19 protein-coding genes are annotated in these 20265 nt (G+C 43.8%); 15 read left to right on the top strand and 4 right to left on the bottom strand.

Going from position 1 to position 20265, the window contains the following annotated elements; all coding sequences use genetic code 11:
- The first annotated feature begins 8 nt into the window (after positions 1–8).
- The 5 genes from FTT76_RS10705 to FTT76_RS10685 all read left to right on the top strand — a co-directional run bounded on the left by FTT76_RS10705 (position 9) and on the right by FTT76_RS10685 (position 5284).
- Positions 9–1232, top strand: a complete 1224-nt coding sequence (locus FTT76_RS10705; RefSeq protein ID WP_180190511.1) for an SfnB family sulfur acquisition oxidoreductase — start codon at positions 9–11, stop codon at positions 1230–1232.
- On the top strand, positions 1232–2668 hold the full coding sequence (locus FTT76_RS10700; protein WP_180190510.1) for an LLM class flavin-dependent oxidoreductase: 1437 nt from the start codon (positions 1232–1234) through the stop codon (positions 2666–2668). Before FTT76_RS10705 ends, FTT76_RS10700 begins: the two co-directional genes overlap by 1 nt.
- A gap of 64 nt (positions 2669–2732) precedes the next feature.
- Positions 2733–3563 carry a MetQ/NlpA family ABC transporter substrate-binding protein gene (locus tag FTT76_RS10695; RefSeq protein ID WP_078194065.1) on the top strand — a complete coding sequence of 277 codons (831 nt, stop codon included), beginning with the start codon at positions 2733–2735 and terminating at the stop codon, positions 3561–3563.
- 10 nt (positions 3564–3573) lie between these two features.
- Complete coding sequence (locus FTT76_RS10690) at positions 3574–4644, top strand: methionine ABC transporter ATP-binding protein (protein ID WP_180190509.1); 1071 nt, start codon at positions 3574–3576, stop codon at positions 4642–4644.
- A complete protein-coding gene (locus tag FTT76_RS10685; protein WP_078191524.1) occupies positions 4625–5284 on the top strand; it encodes a methionine ABC transporter permease in 660 nt (219 codons plus the stop codon). The genes FTT76_RS10690 and FTT76_RS10685 overlap by 20 nt, the downstream gene beginning before the upstream one ends.
- Positions 5285–5423: 139 nt before the next feature.
- Here FTT76_RS10685 and FTT76_RS10680 read toward each other — a convergent pair whose 3' ends face one another.
- A complete protein-coding gene (locus FTT76_RS10680; protein WP_180190508.1) occupies positions 5424–7124 on the bottom strand; it encodes an NAD-dependent malic enzyme in 1701 nt (566 codons plus the stop codon).
- A gap of 400 nt (positions 7125–7524) precedes the next feature.
- Here FTT76_RS10680 and FTT76_RS10675 point away from each other — a divergent pair, with 400 nt between their 5' ends.
- A complete protein-coding gene (locus FTT76_RS10675; protein ID WP_180007983.1) occupies positions 7525–8736 on the top strand; it encodes an iron-containing alcohol dehydrogenase in 1212 nt (403 codons plus the stop codon).
- A 245-nt stretch (positions 8737–8981) separates the two neighbouring features.
- Positions 8982–9944: an alpha/beta hydrolase gene (locus tag FTT76_RS10670; RefSeq protein WP_180007984.1), complete on the top strand. Its 963-nt coding sequence runs from the start codon at positions 8982–8984 to the stop codon at positions 9942–9944.
- Between the two features lie 21 nt (positions 9945–9965).
- On the opposite strand, the gene FTT76_RS10665 is transcribed toward FTT76_RS10670, so the two are convergent.
- Complete coding sequence (locus tag FTT76_RS10665) at positions 9966–11147, bottom strand: transcriptional regulator (RefSeq protein ID WP_180007985.1); 1182 nt, start codon at positions 11145–11147, stop codon at positions 9966–9968.
- 221 nt (positions 11148–11368) lie between these two features.
- Here FTT76_RS10665 and FTT76_RS10660 point away from each other — a divergent pair, with 221 nt between their 5' ends.
- The gene (locus FTT76_RS10660) at positions 11369–12880 is read left to right on the top strand and encodes an aldehyde dehydrogenase family protein (RefSeq protein WP_180007986.1); all 1512 of its coding nucleotides are present in this window, start codon (positions 11369–11371) and stop codon (positions 12878–12880) included.
- A gap of 90 nt (positions 12881–12970) precedes the next feature.
- On the opposite strand, the gene FTT76_RS10655 is transcribed toward FTT76_RS10660, so the two are convergent.
- Together FTT76_RS10655 and FTT76_RS10650 are read right to left on the bottom strand one after the other, a co-directional pair.
- Positions 12971–13564 (bottom strand): 2-hydroxychromene-2-carboxylate isomerase, encoded by a 594-nt coding sequence (locus FTT76_RS10655; protein ID WP_180007987.1) that lies wholly within the window; start codon positions 13562–13564, stop codon positions 12971–12973.
- A 48-nt stretch (positions 13565–13612) separates the two neighbouring features.
- Complete coding sequence (locus tag FTT76_RS10650) at positions 13613–14362, bottom strand: SDR family oxidoreductase (RefSeq protein ID WP_180007988.1); 750 nt, start codon at positions 14360–14362, stop codon at positions 13613–13615.
- 131 nt (positions 14363–14493) lie between these two features.
- Between FTT76_RS10650 and FTT76_RS10645 the strand changes: the two genes are divergently transcribed.
- The 7 genes from FTT76_RS10645 to glmU all read left to right on the top strand — a co-directional run bounded on the left by FTT76_RS10645 (position 14494) and on the right by glmU (position 20261).
- Positions 14494–15066 carry a TetR/AcrR family transcriptional regulator gene (locus FTT76_RS10645; protein ID WP_180007989.1) on the top strand — a complete coding sequence of 191 codons (573 nt, stop codon included), beginning with the start codon at positions 14494–14496 and terminating at the stop codon, positions 15064–15066.
- Positions 15067–15380: 314 nt separating this feature from the next.
- Entirely contained in the window at positions 15381–16502 is a 1122-nt protein-coding gene (gene ribBA, locus FTT76_RS10640; protein ID WP_078191533.1) for a bifunctional 3,4-dihydroxy-2-butanone-4-phosphate synthase/GTP cyclohydrolase II, read from the top strand.
- Positions 16503–16513: 11 nt separating this feature from the next.
- Positions 16514–16984, top strand: a complete 471-nt coding sequence (gene ribE / locus FTT76_RS10635; RefSeq protein ID WP_180007990.1) for a 6,7-dimethyl-8-ribityllumazine synthase — start codon at positions 16514–16516, stop codon at positions 16982–16984.
- A gap of 4 nt (positions 16985–16988) precedes the next feature.
- Positions 16989–17438: a transcription antitermination factor NusB gene (gene nusB, locus FTT76_RS10630; protein ID WP_078191534.1), complete on the top strand. Its 450-nt coding sequence runs from the start codon at positions 16989–16991 to the stop codon at positions 17436–17438.
- A 20-nt stretch (positions 17439–17458) separates the two neighbouring features.
- Positions 17459–18376: a thiamine-phosphate kinase gene (thiL, locus tag FTT76_RS10625; RefSeq protein WP_180007991.1), complete on the top strand. Its 918-nt coding sequence runs from the start codon at positions 17459–17461 to the stop codon at positions 18374–18376.
- A 22-nt stretch (positions 18377–18398) separates the two neighbouring features.
- Entirely contained in the window at positions 18399–18875 is a 477-nt protein-coding gene (locus FTT76_RS10620; protein WP_078194116.1) for a phosphatidylglycerophosphatase A, read from the top strand.
- A gap of 21 nt (positions 18876–18896) precedes the next feature.
- Positions 18897–20261, top strand: coding sequence for a bifunctional UDP-N-acetylglucosamine diphosphorylase/glucosamine-1-phosphate N-acetyltransferase GlmU (gene glmU, locus FTT76_RS10615; protein WP_180007992.1), 1365 nt, complete (start codon positions 18897–18899; stop codon positions 20259–20261).
- The last annotated feature ends 4 nt before the right edge of the window (positions 20262–20265 follow it).

Genomic DNA, 20265 nt, shown 5'->3' with positions numbered 1-20265 from the left:
GAATTCTGATGACCTCATTTCCAAATATTAATTCGCTACAGGCCGCATCAACAACACCTGCGCATATTATTCAGTCCGATGCAGAAGCGATTGAAATTGCAAAACAATTGGCCGAACAATTTAGAAAAAATGCCGTGCAACGTGATGCCGAACGCATACTCCCTTTTGATGAAATCGAGGCCTATAGCCAATCTGGACTCTGGGCAATCACGGTTCCCGAAGCTTTTGGCGGTGCCGAAGTTTCAAGTGATACCGTGGCGCAAGTGATTGCGCTTATGAGTGGTGTTGATGGTTCAATTGGACAAATTCCACAAAACCATTTTTATGCATTGGAAGTATTACGAAACACCGGCACAACTGAACAAAAGCAAAAGCTTTATGCCGAAGTGCTTGCTGGCGCTCGTTTTGGCAATGCCTTAGCCGAGTTTAAAACCAAAACCGCTGCGCAAAAACAAACGTCGATTCGTCCTCATGACGATGGTTTTGTGGTGAATGGTGAAAAGTTTTATTGCACCGGCAGTTTATTTGCGCATCGCATTCCTACATTGGTCAAAGACCCTGATGGTCGTGAATATTTAGCCTTTATTGCACGTGAAAGTGCAGGTCTAGAGCTGATCGATGATTGGACAGGGTTTGGACAACGCACCACGGGCAGCGGTTCTGTTAAATTTCATCAAGTTGCGGTTCCTGCCACAGATGTTATTCCCTTTGATCGTGCATTTACGGAACCAACATTGGTTGGGCCATTTGCGCAAATTATGCATGCTGCGATTGAAGTCGGTATAGCCCGCGCAGCCTTTGAAGAAAGTTTGAGCCGCGTACACCAAGCTCGACCATGGATTGATTCAGGTCTTGATCTTGCAAGCGAAGATCCTTTAACCAAATACGAACTCGGTCGCATTGCCGCAGATGTTCGCGCCAGTGAGGTCTTGCTGAAACAAGCTGCTCGCTCCATCGATGCTGCTCGCCCACAGCCCAATGCCGAAAACATCGCAAAAGCCTCATTAGATGTAGCGAAAGTGCGTGCGCATAGTACTGAAACTGCACTGAAAGCGGCATCAAAATTGATTGAGCTTGCAGGCAGCCGTGGCAGTCAGCGTGAAGATGGCTTAGATCGATTTTGGCGTAATGCACGTGTCCACACCTTGCATGATGCAGGGCGTTGGAAATATTTCTTCATTGCCAATTACCTCCTAAATGGCGTATTGCCCCCACGTCGAGGGACCTTGTAATGAGCGAAATCACCACAGCAGATACCCAATCACATCCAGCCAAGAAAATTTTACTGAATGCCTTCGACATGAACTGTGTCGGCCATATCAATCATGGCTTATGGACCCATCCACGCGATGAGTCACACCGCTTTAATGAACTGAGCTATTGGACGGGTCTTGCCAAAACCTTGGAGAAAGGGCTGTTTGATGGGCTATTTATAGCGGATATCACAGGGGTCTATGATGTTTATGAAGGCAATATCGATCTCACACTTAAAGAATCGATCCAACTGCCGAGCCATGACCCCAGCACCCTGATTTCTGCAATGGCTGCGGTCACTGAAAACTTAGGTTTTGGTGTAACAGTCAATTTGAGCTATGAAACGCCTTATCAATTTGCACGTCGATTCGCCAGCCTAGACCATCTGACCCAAGGTCGAATCGGCTGGAATATCGTGACTGGATATTTAGACAGTGCAGAACGCCTCATTGGGCAAAAAGGCTTGAAAGATCATGATCTACGCTATGAACAAGCCGAAGAATTTTTGCAACTTTGCTATAAGTTTTGGGAAGGCTCTTGGGAAAATGATGCGGTTCAAAAAGATAAAGTACATCGAATCTTTAGTGACCCAAAAAAAGTACATGCCATTCAACACCAAGGCAAGTTCTATCAAAGCCAAGGGGTATTTCAAGTTTCCCCGTCGATACAGCGCACCCCTGTGTTGTATCAGGCCGGTGCTTCACCACGTGGCTTAGCTTTTGCGACGCAACATGCGGAAGGCATGTTTATCGGTGCAGACAGCGCTGAAAAAGTTAAAAATCAGGTACAAAAAATTCGCAGCCAAACCGCAGCGCAAGGTCGTGACCCACAAGCTGTGAAACTCTTTGTTGGCATTACGGTGGTGACCGCAGAGACCGATGAACTCGCCCAAGAGAAATTGGCTGAATACATTCGCTATGCCAACCCTGAAGCGGGACTAGCACACTGTTCCAGCTCGATTGGGATGAACCTCGCCAACTTTGCAGAAGATGAAGCCATTCCATATCAGCAGACCAATAGCATCGCATCGGTCAATCAAAAATTTAAAGAGCAAAAAATCACTCGCCAAGATTTGCGTGCTCAGCACGTTCTAGGTGGGCGTTATCCGCTCTTTGTTGGGAGTGGTGCCAACGTTGCAGAACAGTTGATTGACTATTTGGATGAAACTGGCATCGATGGATTTAATCTGACTCGCACCGTCGCACCCGAGTCACATCAAGATTTTATCCGTTTGGTCATTCCAGAATTACAGCAACGTGGACGCTATAAAACTGCATATGACACCGGTAGTCTACGGCAAAAACTGTTTCAACAAGGTGACCATTTAGCAATGACACATCCTGCTTATCGCTACCGATGTCCCACTTCCGAAACATCTTGTCAGGCAACCCTTAAAAACGTTGAAACAGCATAAGCTGCATTTATAAAACAACATGTTAGACAAAAAATTTAATTATTTGGAAATATAGAGGTGTGCCATGGCACAAACAGCAAAATCTAAATTCACACTGATTGGTGTAATCGTGGCCATCTTGGTGATTGGCTTAGTTATTTGGAATCAACAAAAGAAAAGCCATCAAAGTGAATTGGTGATTGGGATTAGCCCATCTTTTGCTAAACCCTTACAAGTCGCTGCAGATGAAGCCAAGCAGCAAGGGCTGAACGTGAAATTGGTGGAATTTTCGGACTGGAATACCCCGAATATCACCCTAAACCACGGCGATATTGATGCGAACTTTTTCCAACATCAGCCGTTTCTAGACAATGCAAAAAAAGAAACGGATTTTAAAATCAAAGCCTTTGATGTCGGTGCTGCTACCCATGTCGGACTGTATTCAAAAAAGTATAAAAACTTTGCTGATTTACCCCATAAAGCCAAAGTGGTGATTCCGAATGATCCGGTCAATCAGGGCCGTGCCTTACAACTGTTACAGCAAGCCAAGCTCATTGAGCTGAAACAGCCAGATAACTTTTTATCGACTTTAAATGACATTGCTGCGAATCCTAAACAGCTTCAATTTATTGAGGTTGAAGGCCCTCAAACGGCACGTGCAATTGATGATGTCGATCTGGCTTTTGGCTATCCACATTATTTACGTCTAGCAAAAACTGCCGATCCTGAAAATGCCTTACTGTTTGACTCCAATACTGACAAGCGTTTTGCCATCTTATTTGCCGTACGTGATGACTATGTAGATCATGATGATAAACTGCGTAAATTTGTCGATATTTATCAAAACTCACCTAAAGTTAAACAAGCATTGGACGCAGATTTTGGTGCAAAACTGTGGTTCCCCGGTTGGAAATAAGGAGTCGCTCATGGTGAGTTTCGGTTCATCGGTTGAATTTGCCGTCCCCCATATCCAAATCAAAAATTTAAATAAATTTTATGATGTGCAAGGACAGCAGGTTCATGCCTTAAAAGATATCAATCTGAATATTCCACAAGGCAAAATATTCGGCATTATTGGGAAAAGCGGCGCGGGTAAATCTTCGCTGATTCGAACGCTGAATGGCTTAGAACAAATCAGTGATGGCAGTATTCACATCCATCAACAGGAATTATCAAGCTTAAATCACGCGGAATTGATTGCCCTGCGTCAACGCATTGGGATGATTTTTCAGCATTTTAATTTGATGTCTGCCAAAACCGTGTATGACAATATTGCGCTACCCCTTAAAATCGCCAATTTCAGTCAAGCTGATATTTCTCAGCGAGTGAATGAAGTGCTGAAGCTGGTGGGTCTTGAAAATAAAGCAGCGCACTACCCGTCTCAACTTTCCGGTGGGCAAAAACAACGTGTTGGGATTGCACGAGCGTTAGTTCATCATCCGGAAATTTTACTCTGTGATGAAGCGACTTCTGCACTCGATCCAGAAAGTACCTCTGTTGTGCTGTCTTTGCTTAAAGAAATTAATCAAAAGCTTGGTATCACCATTGTGTTGATTACCCATGAAATGCAGGTCATTCGCGAGATTTGCGATCAGGTTGTGGTGATCGATCAAGGCGAAATTGTAGAAGCAGGACAGGTTTGGAAAGTGTTTTCTACGCCTCAACAGCAGATCACACAAGAGTTACTCAACCTTGAACAACTTGATTTACCAAGCGACATTCAGCCACAACCGTCAGATTCAAATGATCAAATCATTTTAAAATTACGATATGAATCGACACTACAACAGTCGCCGGACTTAAAGTTTATTTTTGATCAATTTCAGGCGCCAGTACATCTGTATCAAAGTCATATCGATAGTATTCAAGGGCATTTAATCGGTTCGTTGATTGTCGCTGTGGACAGCAGCCATTTAGAGATCAACGCCTTATCTGAACAACTTAAACACCATATCGCACAGATTGAGGTACTCGGCTATGCACGACCAACTCATTGATTTACTGATTAGTGGAACCATTGATACCTTACTGATGGTCGGCGTTTCAGCTTTTGTGGCCTTTCTGATCGGCCTGCCTTTAGCAGTCGTCTTGGTGTGTAGTGCTGAACACGGGATTTATCCTTCAAAAAGCCTAAACCATACGCTAGGTTGGCTGGTCAATATCACCCGTTCGGTGCCTTTTCTGATTTTAATGGTGGCGCTCATTCCGCTCACGCGCTTTATCGTGGGCACCAGTTATGGCGTTTGGGCTGCCGTCGTGCCTTTAACCCTTGCGGCCACGCCTTTTTTTGCACGTATAGCTGAAGTAAGCTTACGTGAAGTCGATCAAGGTCTGATTGAGGCCGCTCAAGCCATCGGCTGTAATCGCAAACAAATCATTTGGCATGTGCTGCTCCCTGAAGCGCTTCCTGGCATCGTCGCGGGCTTTACTGTGACTTTGGTGACCATGATTAATTCTTCTGCCATTGCAGGAGCTATCGGTGCAGGTGGTTTGGGGGATATTGCTTACCGTTACGGTTATCAACGCTTTGATATGCAAATCATGCTGGCAGTGATAGTGGTCTTGGTCGCGATCGTGATGCTGGTTCAAGCCTGTGGAGATCACATTTCCAACCAATTGGATAAACGCAAAATTTAAAACGACCCTCACGATTATTTTTCGTATTTCTTAGAAAAAAACCGTGTCGCTACACATAAAAAAATACCCTAATCTGGATTAGGGTATTTTTCGATCCGATGCAAAATCGATTCTGTTCAAACAGAATCTTTAGACCAAATTAATAGGTCACACGGACATAATCACGATATTCAGGTTTCCAGAAATTCGCTTCAATCGCATGTTCTAGTACTTCAACGCTGACATTTGGTGCAACACCATCAGCAATCGCTGCCAATGCGACTTTCAATGCGATTTTCTTCGAAATATCCTGTAAATAATCCAAACTTGGCAATAAATCGGCATTTGGATCTGCCAATTTCGGTGAACAGTCTGCCAATGCCGTACTAGATGCCATCAGCATATTTTCCGTCACACGTTTCGCCCCAGATGCAATCACACCGAGACCAATCCCCGGGAAAATATAGGAGTTATTGCACTGTGAAATATGATGAATCTTGCCGTGATAATTCACTGGTGCAAATGGGCTGCCGGTCGCAATCAGAGCCTTACCTTTGGTCCACTCAATAATATCTGCAGGCACCGCTTCGACACGCGATGTCGGATTAGACAGTGGCAACACAATAGGCTGTTCACAATTTGCAGCCATCGTTTCAATGACCTCTTGGCTAAACAGTCCCGGTTGTCCCGAAACCCCAATCAATACAGTCGGTTTGGCATGTGTAACTACATCCAAGAGTGAAACAACCGAATCTGCATTTGCCCAATGAGCAACGTTATCTGGTGCTTGTGCAAGTTTGCGTTGGAAATCTAAAAGATTCGGCTGATTTTCAGTAATTAAACCAAAGCGATCGACCATAAACACCCGCGCACGCGCTTGAGCATCGGTTAAACCTTCCGCCACCATTTGCTTGATGATCTGTTCTGCAATCCCACAACCTGCTGAACCCGCCCCTAAGAAGGTGACGATTTGATCTTTGAGCTGCTTGCCTGCTGCACGTGATGCTGCTATTAAACTTCCGACAGACACTGCTGCTGTCCCTTGAATATCGTCATTGAAGCAGCAAATTTTATCGCGATATTTTTCCAATAAAGGCATCGCATTTTTTTGTGCAAAGTCTTCAAATTGAATCAGCGCTTTTGGCCAACGTTGTTGAATGGCTTTAATCACGTCATCGACAAATTGATAATATTCTTCACCGCTGATACGAGGCTGACTCCAACCCATATAAATCGGGTCATTCAACAGCTGTTGGTTATTGGTTCCGACATCTAAAGTAATCGGCAATGTATAGGCTGGACTGATCCCACCACACGCGGTGTACAGTGACAACTTACCAATCGGAATCCCCATCCCCCCAATGCCTTGGTCACCAAGTCCAAGAATACGTTCACCGTCCGTAATAACGATCACTTTCACGTTCTTTTTATTCACGTTATGAATAATTTGGTCGATATGATCACGATCAGGATATGAAATAAAAATCCCACGATGACGACGGTAAATATCTGAAAAGCACTGACAAGCCTCACCCACTGTTGGTGTATAGATGATCGGCATCATCTCACTGAGGTGGTTTTCAATTAAGTGATAGAACAATGTTTCATTGGTATCTTGAATATTGCGCAGGTAAATATGCTTATTGATATCACTATTAAATGCACAATATTGTTGATAAGAACGCTGACTTTGTTCTTCAATGCTTTCTGTTACGTGTGGAATCAAACCGTGTAAATTAAAGCTCTTACGTTCATCTTCATTAAACGCAGAACCTTTATTTAAAAGTGGGAGTTCTAAAAGTGTATTTCCGGCATAAGGAATATATAAAGGACGTTTCGTTTTCAAATTTTCACTGGGCATTATTTAACTCGTTTAATTAATCTTTTGTTTCGCACTGCAAAAAGCGAAATGCACAAAAGTGACTATCTCGTTATTTGTTATAGCCTATCCTGATTCGAGTGCTTTGGGGCATTTAGTAAATTGATAGTAGTTTTAGTTAGATTTTATAATCTGATAACTCGATCATGCATCCAATCATCGCAACGCCTATTTGGGCTTAAACGTATACGACTTTTAGCGAATCTCAGAAAATAGCAAAAATAATTAATGATTAAATTTCAATCAATTAAATAAGTTCAATACAAAGCCCTAAATTTGGTAGGTCTTTGGTAGGTGTGAATTTAAAACATCCCTCGCAATACTCAGTTTAGGTGAGTATCACCCATAACAAATGACAATGAATGGTAGAAGGAATCGCACCATGGCTTTTAAAAATATTGCAGATCAAACAAACGGTTTTTACATCCCTTGTGTTTCACTTTTTGGCCCCGGCTGTGCTAAAGAAATTGGTGCAAAGGCGCAAAATCTTGGCGCAAAGAAAGCGCTTATCGTGACCGATGCCGGTCTATACAAATTTGGTGTGGCAGACACCATTGCCGCATATTTAACTGAAGCTGGCGTAGAAAGTCATATATTCCCGGGCGCAGAACCCAACCCAACTGACACCAACGTACATAGCGGTGTAGATGCCTACAATGACAATGGCTGTGACTTTATTGTCTCTCTCGGCGGCGGCTCTTCTCATGACTGTGCCAAAGGCATTGGCTTAGTGACTGCGGGTGGTGGCCATATTCGTGACTATGAAGGCATCGATAAAAGTACAGTCCCAATGACTCCACTCATTGCGATTAATACCACCGCAGGTACGGCATCAGAAATGACCCGTTTCTGTATTATTACCAATACCGACACCCACGTTAAAATGGCGATTGTCGATTGGCGTTGTACCCCTCTTATCGCCATTGATGACCCGAAGCTGATGATTGCGAAACCTGCGGCGCTCACTGCAGCAACCGGTATGGATGCGTTAACGCATGCGGTCGAAGCTTATGTTTCTACAGCAGCCAATCCTATTACCGATGCTTGTGCAGAAAAAGCCATCAGCATGATCAGTGAATGGCTCAGCCCTGCCGTAGCCAATGGCGAAAACTTAGAAGCGCGTGATGCGATGAGCTATGCACAGTACTTAGCAGGGATGGCATTTAACAATGCATCTTTAGGTTATGTCCACGCGATGGCGCACCAACTCGGCGGCTTCTACAATTTGCCGCATGGCGTATGTAATGCCGTGCTGTTACCGCACGTTTGTGAATTCAACTTGATCGCTTGCCCTGACCGCTATGCACGTATTGCACAGTTGATGGGTGTTCCAACTGACGGTCTTACTGTGACTGAAGCTGCCTATGCAGCAATTGCAGCAATTCGTGAACTTTCAGCGTCCATTGGTATTCCATCAAGTCTGTCTGAACTCGGTGTGAAAGAGCAAGACTTAAGTGTAATGTCTGAAAATGCACAAAAAGATGCCTGCATGCTGACCAACCCACGTAAAGCGACTCATGCTCAAGTGGTCGATATCTTTAAAGCAGCATTAAAACCAAGTGCATCTGTTGTTGACTTCAAAGCAGCTATTTAAGTTCTATATTTCTTGCTTCATGCTAGCAACCTGAGTGCCTGCAAAATCTCAGCTTTTGCAGACTCAACTGAGTATCCATTTCACATTCATTCAGGAAAGGCTGACCAAGGACGGGTCACTTTCATGCTCAGGTTGTTCTTTTTCTCTTTCTAAATTATTCCACCTACCTTCATTATTTAATTTGACAAAATGCCATGTCTCATCAAGGATAAAGTATAAATTCAAGAACATGGAACACTATAAAAATGACGCATTCAGCAGTGCACTATCAACCCGACATTTTAGGCACGGGCTATGAACAAACCACACTTCATTTTCCGGATGATTACGAAGGTGCTGTTGTTGCCACATTAGTTCGAAAAAAAGCAGCAAAGTCCACATCTAAAGCCGTTCTGTATATTCATGGCTTTATTGATTATTTTTTCCAAACCGAAATGGCGGGACGCTTCAATCAGCACGGTTTCGACTTTTACGCACTAGATTTAAGAAAATATGGTCGCTCAATCCGCCCGCATCAAAAATATTATAATGTGCATGCACTGTCTGAATACGATGCTGAAATAGATCAGGCCCTAACGATCATTGCTGATGAAGGTCATGATGCCTTGCTGCTCTGTGGTCATTCTACCGGTGGCTTAACCACCACTTTGTATGCAGCCCATCATCCAAATCATCCTTTAATTCAAGCCCTTTGGGTCAATAGCCCATTTTATGATTTCAACATGAATCCAGTGAAACGCGCACTGGGTATTCCACAGCTGAGTAAATTGGCAAAAACCTTTCCCAATTTAAAATTCCCAAGTGAACTGAATAAGTGGTACACCGCCAGCTTACACCGCGAACTCAAGGGTGAATGGGACTTCAATTTAGACTGGAAAAAGACCCGCTATCCAATGGTGTATTTAAGTTTCGTGCGGACAATTTATGAGGCTCAAAAAGAGATTCATCGAGGTATCAGCCTAGATGTACCGGTCTTGGTCATGCACTCGCATCAAACTAAAAATCCCAAAAAATGGGGTAAAGCAGCGCAGACCAGTGATGTGATTTTAGGTGTAAAAGATATCCAAAAATATGCCAAGAAAATTCAGGGCGATGTCACCATTCAAAGCATACACAATGGCTTGCATGATTTAGTGCTTTCGGAAAAAACCGCGCGTGAACAAGTCTATACCCAGCTCTTTGAATGGCTGGCCAATAAAGGTTTTTAACAGCCCGAATGACATTGCAACTTACTGTTTTAATTTCAACAAGGTCTGATGTACGGGATGCGATCTCGGCATCAGCTCGATCAGGCGTTCAACCGCATCAATAGCTTCAGGAAAACGCGCGACATGCTTGAGCAGAACATCTGTTTCTTTGGCATTAAAAATCGCTTGGCTCAATCGTGACTCAAGACAATCACGCCATGCCCCTAAAAAAGGACTTTCGGTTTTGGCCAAGAAAACCCCTGAACACAGTTTTAACGCCGAATCGAGATAACCTGCATCTAAGGCTTGCTCGGCTTGCAAAAAATCGGCTTCGACTTGCGCCAATAAACGATAGGGTCTTGAGCCTAACATGCCGCCCAAAATATCGCGTAGCTGCGACATTTCCGCTTTTAAAGTCCCAACACTCACCTTGCGTTCACCATATAAGGCTTGATGCAATGTATCTAAGGTCATGCCTTGTGGACATAGCGCCAAGATGGTCAAAATTTCAATTTGCCGTGGGGTCAGCACCATCACTTTGCCATTAAATAACACTTGCGGCACTGCAAAGGCCCGAATGTACAAATGCTGTTTTTGAAAATCGAGCAAAGCCGATTGAATAATCGAAGCGCAACGTTCAGCCGCAAGTAGCCCTAAACTATTGTGGTTTTTCCACACGGTGGATAAATCAACCACACCTAAAATTTGCTGTGTGTGTGGATCGATAATCGGTGCTGCATAGCAGACCCATTCATGTACAGACGGCATATAATGTTCATTTGAAAACACACAACTCGACTGTTGGGTTTTTAGAGACAACGCTAAAGCATTGGTTCCGACCAATTCTTCGCGCCATTGCCCACCTGCAATAAAATGCACACTTTCCGCAGCACTTTGCATTTGCCGACTCGACGCACTCCAAATAATCGTGCTACCTATATCGCCCACGGCAAGTACCATCGACGACTGTTCGGCAATGTGTTTTAAATCTTCGGCACAATGTTGCAACGCATGATGCAATGCCGACTGTTGTTGACTTTGAGGGCTTAAATTTACCAAAGGCGCAGCACTCCGATTTTCCGGAATTTCTGCCTGCGCCGATCGCTGCCAAGAACTCGCAATGCTCTCATTCAATTGCGAGGTTTGCTGCTTTGACAGACTCATGCCCTGCCTTAACCGTTCGACATTCTGTCGTTTTTCAGATAAATCCTGCTGTATCATCATTCATTATTCTCACAACAATTCATGACTAAAAATCCGTTTCCCGGCTTTTGTTTTTAAGACTGAAAAAAAATATTGTAAACCTTCTTGTCTCCAACCTTTTTCCAACCTTATACAGGCTATGCTAATCAAATAATGTACAAAAGTACCTTATACCAAAGCTGTAGATTGCCACAGATGGGCAGCCCAACAAGATCATAATAAACAAGCAAAGGAAAATTCATATGCGTTATGTCGATCCTAATCAACCCGGTTCAAAAGTTCAGTTTAAAGCTCAGTATGAAAACCTGATTGGTGGCCAATGGGTCGCGCCAGTGAAAGGTGAATACTTTGAAAATATCTCCCCTGTAGACGGTAAAGTTTTTACCAAAGTGCCACGTTCTTCTGCTGAAGATATCGAATTGGCTTTGGATGCAGCGCATAAAGCCAAAGCCCAATGGAACGCCTCTTCCCCAACCACACGCTCAAATATTTTATTAAAAATTGCCGATCGACTTGAAGAAAACCTAGAGCTCCTTGCTGTCGCAGAAACATGGGACAACGGTAAACCGATTCGTGAAACCTTAGCCGCTGATATTCCACTCTGTATCGATCACTTCCGTTATTTTGCCGGCTGTATCCGTGCGCAAGAAGGCGGCATTTCTGAAATTGATGAAAATACCATTGCTTACCATTTCCATGAGCCACTTGGTGTGGTCGGACAAATTATTCCGTGGAATTTCCCAATCTTGATGGCGGCTTGGAAACTTGCTCCAGCATTGGCTGCGGGAAACTGCATCGTATTGAAACCTGCGGAGCAAACGCCTGTCAGCATCTTGGTCTTGGCTGAAATCATTCAAGACCTACTCCCACCGGGCGTGCTGAATATTGTGAATGGTTATGGTGTTGAAGTGGGTCGTCCATTGGCGACCAATCCACGCATCTCAAAAATCGCCTTCACCGGTTCAACCGCTGTGGGTCAAATGATCATGCAATATGCGACTGAAAATATCATTCCTGTGACTTTAGAACTTGGTGGAAAATCACCAAATATCTTCTTTGAAGACATCATGGACAAAGATGATGAGTTCTTAGATAAAACACTCGAAGGTTTTGCCATGTTTGCGCTCAACCAAGGTGAAATTTGCACATGTCCTTCACGTGCATTGGTACAAGAAAGCATTGCAGATCGATTCTTGGAAATGGCTGTCGAACGTGTCAAACGTATTAAGACGGGTCATCCACTCGATACCGATACCATGATTGGTGCACAGGCATCGCAAGAGCAGCAAGACAAAATCTTGGGCTGTATTGCGACAGGTAAAAATGAAGGTGCACAGCTCATTACTGGTGGTGATCCACGCAATGAAGTCGGTACAGGTTTCTATATTGAACCAACCATTTTCAAAGGCACCAATGACATGAAGATCTTCCAAGAAGAAATCTTCGGCCCTGTGCTTTCAGTAGCAACCTTTAAAGACTTTGATGATGCCATTAAAATTGCCAATGACACGATTTATGGTCTAGGTGCAGGGGTTTGGTCGCGTTCAGCACATACTTCATATCGTGCGGGTCGTGCCATTCAGGCGGGCCGTGTATGGACCAACTGTTATCACATCTATCCTGCACACGCTGCATTCGGCGGCTACAAAAAATCAGGGATCGGCCGTGAAAATCACAAAATGATGTTGGATCATTATCAACAAACCAAAAACCTCTTGGTGAGCTATGACACCAAGCCGATGGGCTTCTTCTAAGTCTTGATTTGAGTCAGATCATAAAAAAGCGAACTGAGGTTCGCTTTTTTATTTCAATTTTTAATGGATCCATCCGTGTATCACCAAGCGTTACTGCCCTTGTAAAGCATCCTCTACAAAATGTAGATGATCTACACCCCAATACAGTTCATCATTCACAAACCAACTTGGCGCCCCAAACACACCCCGTTCAATAGCTTCTTCGGTCACCACTTTCAGCTCAGATTTGACTTTTTCATCATCCAACCACTGTTTCACTTGTTCTGCACCTAGCCCCAGTTCTTGCATGAGTTGCATGAAGGTGGTGAGATCATTTAAATTGCGTGGCTGACCAAACATCGCGTTAAAAATACCCGTCAATACTTTCAGAAACTCTTCAGACTGAAATAACTGGACTGCGGTTATCAAACGCATCAGCTGCAAAGTATTGATCGGAAAATACGGATTCATCTGTACAGGTATCTGCCATAGCTTTGCCCAACGTTGAAGATCAATCATGGAATAACGTGCCTTGGCAGGCACAGCCATCGGGCTACTATTGCCTGTGGCTTTAAACACACCACCCAATAACATCGGTTTCCAGATAATTTCTGCCTGATATTGCTCAGCAATGTGCTGAATACGGTGAAATCCAATGTAGCTATATGGACTGCCGACATCAAAATAAAATTCAATGACTTTCATTTTTTTCGTCCTTTTTTGCTTATTTTCCTAATATTTTTAAATCAGTGCTTACCAGCGTTCCATCCACGGTCGCAGATCTAATTCATGCGTCCATGCATCTCGTGGTTGCTGTGAGAGATGCCAATAATTTTCCGCAATATGTACTGGATTTAAAATACCATCTTGCGCTTTTTTTGCGTACAAATCGGGAAAAGTCTCTTTAATAAAGTCGGTATCAATCGCCCCATCAACCACCACATGCGCCACATGAATATTACGTGGACCTAGTTCCCGTGCCATGCTTTGTGCCAAGGCACGAAGCGCATGTTTTGCGCCAGCAAAAGCGGCAAAGCCTGCGGCACCACGAACCCCAGCCGTCGCACCCGTAAAAATAATTGTGCCAGATTCACGGCTCACCATGCGCTTCGCCACTTCCCGACCCGTTAAAAATGCCGAGAAACATGCCATTTCCCAAATCTTGAAATATTTACGTGCGGTTTCTTCCAAAATACTACATGGCACATTGGCACCAATATTAAAGACCATGACCTCAATCGGGCCAATGTTTGATTCAATGTGCTCGATGAGTTCAATCACTTGCTCTTCTTTTCGAGCATCCGAACCAAAGCCAAAAGCAGTCCCTCCCTGTGCTTGAATTTCAGCAATTAAGGGCTGTAATTTGTCGACATTACGCCGCGTCATACATGCGGTATAACCACCACAAGCAAAGCGTTTGGCAATTTCACCACCGGTGGCATCTCCTGCACCAATGATCAATGCCACACCTTTGACAGGCTTAGATATATGATTATTTTCCATGACGATCTCCTCGTGCTGGATAGTTTTTATATTCCATGTGCGATCAATTTTATTGAATAACGATCGTTACCATAACGAATACTATGTTATGATTAATTTATCGTCAATCATAATTTTTTAGGGTCATGCACATGCGCTATAAACCCGAATACAAACAACAAAAACGACAAGAATTGCTCAACATTACGGGGCAAATTGCGAAAAAAAATGGCTTTGCTGCAACAGGTGTTGACGGCTTAATGAAAGCTGCAGGTGTAACTAGTGGCGCATTCTATTCACATTTTTCGTCAAAACAGGATTTACTCAAAGCATTGGTTGAATATGAATTGCAGCAAAGCTTTAACATGTGGCAAAGCAACCCGCATCACAATGCAGCCGACTGGATTAATTTTGAATTAGACCGTTACTTAACCCCTTCCCACCTTGAACATCCTGAACAAGGCTGTGTTTTGCCGACACTTGCGACCGAAGTAGCTCGTGCAGATGACACGATTAAACAGGCCTATGAAAAGGAATTACTGCGCGGTCATGCTTTATTTAGCGCACATTTGGCGAGTGAAGAAAAAGCTTGGGCCATAATGTCCCAATTGGTCGGTGCGGTTTTAATTGCACGAGCAATGCATGATCCCGAATTACAAAAAAGCATTTTGCAGGCCAATAAAATGATCATTCAAGATTATTTAGCTGCTCACTCAGCTGCATAAGTGACGATTATTTTATGTGATCCTTCATGTAGTTATGCGATTAAACGCTTCCGACAAACTGTCAGCTTCCTTTGGCTTAATTATTCAATATCCGTATAAGGTTGCCAATTTTTATGCTTTTCAATCGCTTAAAGATTGGGCATAAATGGCACAATTCAAATAAAGTCCTCTTTTCAAGGTTCTGACGACTGTGTATAACAATGAGCCACTAAAGGAAAATGATAAGCATAGGCAAAGAACGCAAAAAAACGTTAGACTATGCAACAATCAATGCAAGTAAATGTCATTCGAGACAAACAAAAAGGTGAAGATTGATGCCGCTCAATACTGTTGAAGAGCTCGTAGCTGATATTCGTGCAGGAAAAATGGTCATCCTGATGGATGATGAAGATCGTGAAAATGAAGGCGACCTTGTTATCGCTGCGACCCACGTACGCCCTGAAGATATCAACTTCATGATTACGCATGCGCGTGGTCTTGTGTGCTTAACGCTCAGCAAAGAGCGTTGCCAACAGTTAAATCTACCACTCATGGTAGATGCCAATGGTGCACAGCACGGCACCAACTTTACCTTGTCGATTGAAGCAGCAAATGGCATTTCAACAGGCATCTCACCTGCTGAACGTGCGCACACCATTCAAACGGCGGTGGCAGCACATGCTAAACCGGCTGACATCGTACAGCCAGGCCATATTTTCCCGCTGATGGCACAGCCTGGTGGTGTCCTACACCGTGCAGGCCACACTGAAGCCGGTTGTGATTTATCGCGTTTAGCAGGTCTTGAACCAGCTTCGGTGATTTGTGAAATCATCAATGAAGACGGCACCATGGCACGTCGCCCTGATCTTGAAGTCTTTGCTGAAAAGCATGGCTTAAAAATGGGGACGATTGCGGACTTAATTCACTACCGCATGACCAATGAGCAAACCGTTGAGCGCATTGATCAACAAACTTTAGATACTGAATACGGTACTTTTGAATTGTTCCGTTACCGTGAAATTGGTAACCCAGACATTCATTTGGCACTGGTTAAAGGCGAACCGAAACAAGGCGTAACCACAGTCCGTGTACATGGTTTCAGCCCGGTTCGTGACTTATTAAAACTCAATAAACAAGATGGTGCTCCGGCGTGGAATCTCGATAAAGCACTCAAAGAAATCGCATCCAGCGATCGTGGTGTTTTAGTATGGATTGGTCAGCGTCATTTACAGGACTTAGGCCCTGCTTTAGAAAATTTAACTGCACCGAAAAATGTTAAATCCAATGCGGCACTGTCTCAGCAGTATCAAACCATTGGTGTGGGTGCACAAATTTTACGTGATTTAGGCGTGGAAAAAATGAAGCTACTCAGCTCTCCACTACGCTTTAATGCACTATCAGGTTTTAACTTAGAAGTGGTGGAATACATCACCGCAAATCAAACATCAGAGAAATAATCGAGGTTGCTATGGCAGTTCGCCGTATTGAAGGTATGTTACATCTCGCGAACGAAGACCGTTATGCGATTTTAGTTGGTCGTTTTAATAGCTTTGTTGTTGAACATTTGCTAGAAGGTGCCGTTGATACATTGAAACGTCATGGCGTATCAGAGGATAATATCACTGTTGTTCATGCACCGGGTGCTTGGGAACTTCCTGTGGTTGCAAAAAAACTTGCAGCTTCAGATCGTTTCGATGCCATCATCGCGCTTGGCGCAGTGATTCGTGGTAGCACGCCTCACTTCGATTTTGTTGCTGGCGAATGTGCCAAAGGTTTAGGCGTAGTTGGTCTAGACGCTGGCCTTCCAGTCATCAACGGTGTATTGACTACGGATAGTATTGAACAAGCGATTGAACGCTCAGGTACAAAAGCAGGCAATAAAGGTAGTGAAGCTGCCTTGACTGCTATTGAAATGGTTAACTTGTTAAAGGCTATTTAACGCTATGTCGCAAACACTTCAAGCAACTTATGCAGCAAAACGTAAAGCACGTCGCTTTGCTGTACAAGGAATTTATGAATGGCAAATGAGCCGCAATCCTGTGCATGAGATTGAAGCACGTACACGTGTGGATAATGCCATGCACAAGGTCGACCTCGGCTATTACCACGAGTTATTGACCGAGGTTGTTGCCAATCATGAAGCATTGGATGCGCTTTTAATCCCTGTACTCGATCGTGAAGTAGACGCTTTAGATGGTGTTGAACTTGCAACACTTCGTCTTGGTGCATATGAACTCAAAGAACATCTTGAGATTCCATATCGCGTCGTGCTCGATGAAGCGATCGAGTTAGCTAAACATTTTGGCGGTGCAGACAGCCATAAATACATCAATGGTGTATTGGATCGTTTAGCGACTACATTGCGTGCAGCAGAAAAACAACAAGCTAATTAATTTTTTAAGTAGTACGTTGTATGGCTGAGTTCTCTATCATTGACACCTATTTTAATCGTCACAGCAGCAGTGCTGTCGATTTAGGGGTCGGTGATGACTCAGCCTTGCTCACCCCTCCTCCACAGCAACAATTGGTCATCTGTGCCGATACTCTCGTTGCTGGACGTCATTTTCCTCTCGACACCAACCCACATGCCATTGGTTGGAAATCTGTAGCCGTCAACCTTTCTGACATTGCTGCAATGGGCGCCAAACCGCATAGTATTTTACTGGCATTAAGCCTACCCCAAATTGATCATAAATGGCTCAAAGGCTTTAGTCAGGGTTTATATGATTGTTGCGATCAATTTGGTGTGAGTTTAATCGGTGGGGATACCACTCAAAATCCACATCTGACGATTTCAGTCACAGCCCTCGGCTGGGTTGAATCGGGACAAGCCGTCCCGCGTTCAGGTGCCCAAATCGGTGATTATATCTGCGTCAGCGGACAAGTCGGTGACGCAGCATTTGGCTTAAACCATTTAGGTCATCGCTTACAGCACCGTTTAGATTATCCCACACCCCGTTGCTTACTGGGCCAACAGCTCAAAGGCTTAGCCAACAGTATGATTGATGTCTCTGATGGGCTCGCACAAGATTTAGGACATATCCTCGCCGCTTCAAACGTCGGTGCAGAAATTGAATTAGATCAACTTCCTATCGATCACGATGTAAAACAATTACAACAAGAAAAGCAGTGGCAATACGCCCTCGCGGGTGGAGATGACTACGAGTTATGCTTTACAATAAGTCCGCAGAATTATAAAAAACTTCTGCAACTAAAATTAGATGTAAACATTAGTAAAATCGGTCAAATCACCCCTAATTTGGGAATCCGTTATAACAACCACGGTGTTGACCAAGTGATAAAATTTAAGGGATACCAGCATTTTGCATAAGCCAGCCATTAACTTTAAATCCATGTCTTGGTTTAACCGAGTCATCGCCTTTTGTGGCGTGGGATTTGGTTCGGGTCTTGCACCCAAAGCACCGGGCACCTTTGGCTCTGCTTTTGCTTTGTTGTTTATTCCAGGTTGGCTTGCAATCGGCTTTTTCAACTCCATTATAGTCATGATCATCATGTCGATTATTGGGATCTATATTTGTGGTCAAACCGCCAAAGTCATGGGTGTTCATGACGATGGCCGCATCGTATGGGATGAATTTGCCGGTCAGTCCATTACCTTCCTCCCGATTTTATATCTTGGGCAAATGAGCTGGACTTGGGCATTGATTGGTTTTGCTTTATTCCGTTTATTTGATGTCTGGAAACCGTGGCCAATTCGTGTCATTGACCGTCAAGTCGGTGGTGGCTTTGGCATCATGTTCGACGACATCATTGCAGGCCTTTGGGCCGCGCTTTGCATCTGTATTTATTTTTATATTTTGTCTATGTAATAGAAACACCTAGGATTAAACATGTCTACTAGCGTTATTATTCTTGCTGCAGGTAAAGGAACACGTATGCGTTCACGTTTACCCAAAGTTTTACAACCCCTCGCAGGACAACCGCTGCTCGGTCATGTCATCAACACGGCGAAAAAACTAAATGCAGAAGAAATAATTACCATCTATGGGCATGGCGGTGAATTGGTTCAAAACGCGTTTGCACATGAAAATGTCAAATGGGTTGAACAAGCAGAACAATTGGGTACAGGCCATGCAGTCAAAGTGACTCTGCCTGTCCTAGCAAAAACTGGGATTTCTTTGATTCTCTCAGGTGATGTGCCTTGTATCACTGAAGCAACATTACAAAAACTATTAGATGCATCTGCTCAAACAGGTATTGGCTTAGTAACCCTAACGGTTAATGATGCGACAGGTTATGGTCGTATTGTACGTGAAAATGGCAAAATTCAAGCCATTGTTGAACACAAAGATGCCTCTGAAGAACAACGTAAAATCAAAGAATTTAATACCGGTATTTATGCCGTAAGTAATGCCAAATTACATGAATGGTTGCCAAAATTAAGCAACAACAATGCGCAAGGTGAATATTACCTGACCGATATCGTTGCCATGGCAATTGCTGACGGTCTCGAAGTGGCATCTGTTGAGCCAGAACGCGCTTTCGAAGTGGAAGGTGTCAATGACCGTGTACAGTTAGCTGCACTTGAACGTGAATTTCAAGCATTCCAAGCTAAACAACTGATGCAACAAGGCATTCACCTGATTGATCCTGCACGTTTCGACTTACGTGGTACATTGACTGTTGGTCAAGATGTCCGTATCGATATTAACGTGATTATTGAAGGTGATGTTGAACTCGGTGATAACGTAGAAATTGGTGCAGGTTGTATCATTAAAAACACCAAGATTGCGGCAGGTACTAAAGTTCAACCATATAGCGTTTTTGACAGCGCCATTGTTGGTGAAGACGCTCAAATCGGTCCATTTGCACGTTTACGCCCAGGCGCAAACTTGGCCAATGAAGTGCATATTGGTAACTTTGTTGAAGTTAAAAATACCACTGTCGGCTTAGGCTCTAAAGCCAACCACTTTACCTATTTAGGTGACGCGGAAGTCGGTGCAGGTTCAAACATTGGCGCAGGCACCATTACCTGCAACTATGATGGCGCAAACAAATTTAAAACCATTATCGGTGACTCAGCTTTCATCGGCTCAAATAGCTCATTAGTCGCTCCTGTCACCATTGGTCATGGTGCAACAGTGGGTGCTGGCTCAACCATTACACGTGACGTGGCAGACAATAGCCTTGCGGTAGAACGTTCGAAGCAATTTGCCAAAGAAAACTATCAACGTCCCCAAAAATTGAAGAAATAAGAGG

Origin of the sequence: Acinetobacter sp. YH01009 (genome assembly GCF_013420765.1) — a bacterium.
Lineage (GTDB): Bacteria > Pseudomonadota > Gammaproteobacteria > Pseudomonadales > Moraxellaceae > Acinetobacter > Acinetobacter amyesii.
Note: the sequence above shows the minus strand (reverse complement) of the source record. Positions and strands in the feature narration are given on the sequence as shown.

What these genes read in the sequence shown, in the direction of transcription:
- FTT76_RS10705 (WP_180190511.1), top strand. Translation starts at nt 9, where the DNA reads ATGACCTCATTTCCAAATATTAATTCGCTACAGGCCGCATCAACAACA.
- FTT76_RS10700 (WP_180190510.1), top strand. Translation starts at nt 1,232, where the DNA reads ATGAGCGAAATCACCACAGCAGATACCCAATCACATCCAGCCAAGAAA.
- FTT76_RS10695 (WP_078194065.1), top strand. Translation starts at nt 2,733, where the DNA reads ATGGCACAAACAGCAAAATCTAAATTCACACTGATTGGTGTAATCGTG.
- FTT76_RS10690 (WP_180190509.1), top strand. Translation starts at nt 3,574, where the DNA reads ATGGTGAGTTTCGGTTCATCGGTTGAATTTGCCGTCCCCCATATCCAA.
- FTT76_RS10685 (WP_078191524.1), top strand. Translation starts at nt 4,625, where the DNA reads ATGCACGACCAACTCATTGATTTACTGATTAGTGGAACCATTGATACC.
- FTT76_RS10680 (WP_180190508.1), bottom strand. Translation starts at nt 7,124, where the DNA reads ATGCCCAGTGAAAATTTGAAAACGAAACGTCCTTTATATATTCCTTAT.
- FTT76_RS10675 (WP_180007983.1), top strand. Translation starts at nt 7,525, where the DNA reads ATGGCTTTTAAAAATATTGCAGATCAAACAAACGGTTTTTACATCCCT.
- FTT76_RS10670 (WP_180007984.1), top strand. Translation starts at nt 8,982, where the DNA reads ATGACGCATTCAGCAGTGCACTATCAACCCGACATTTTAGGCACGGGC.
- FTT76_RS10665 (WP_180007985.1), bottom strand. Translation starts at nt 11,147, where the DNA reads ATGATGATACAGCAGGATTTATCTGAAAAACGACAGAATGTCGAACGG.
- FTT76_RS10660 (WP_180007986.1), top strand. Translation starts at nt 11,369, where the DNA reads ATGCGTTATGTCGATCCTAATCAACCCGGTTCAAAAGTTCAGTTTAAA.
- FTT76_RS10655 (WP_180007987.1), bottom strand. Translation starts at nt 13,564, where the DNA reads ATGAAAGTCATTGAATTTTATTTTGATGTCGGCAGTCCATATAGCTAC.
- FTT76_RS10650 (WP_180007988.1), bottom strand. Translation starts at nt 14,362, where the DNA reads ATGGAAAATAATCATATATCTAAGCCTGTCAAAGGTGTGGCATTGATC.
- FTT76_RS10645 (WP_180007989.1), top strand. Translation starts at nt 14,494, where the DNA reads ATGCGCTATAAACCCGAATACAAACAACAAAAACGACAAGAATTGCTC.
- ribBA (WP_078191533.1), top strand. Translation starts at nt 15,381, where the DNA reads ATGCCGCTCAATACTGTTGAAGAGCTCGTAGCTGATATTCGTGCAGGA.
- ribE (WP_180007990.1), top strand. Translation starts at nt 16,514, where the DNA reads ATGGCAGTTCGCCGTATTGAAGGTATGTTACATCTCGCGAACGAAGAC.
- nusB (WP_078191534.1), top strand. Translation starts at nt 16,989, where the DNA reads ATGTCGCAAACACTTCAAGCAACTTATGCAGCAAAACGTAAAGCACGT.
- thiL (WP_180007991.1), top strand. Translation starts at nt 17,459, where the DNA reads ATGGCTGAGTTCTCTATCATTGACACCTATTTTAATCGTCACAGCAGC.
- FTT76_RS10620 (WP_078194116.1), top strand. Translation starts at nt 18,399, where the DNA reads ATGTCTTGGTTTAACCGAGTCATCGCCTTTTGTGGCGTGGGATTTGGT.
- glmU (WP_180007992.1), top strand. Translation starts at nt 18,897, where the DNA reads ATGTCTACTAGCGTTATTATTCTTGCTGCAGGTAAAGGAACACGTATG.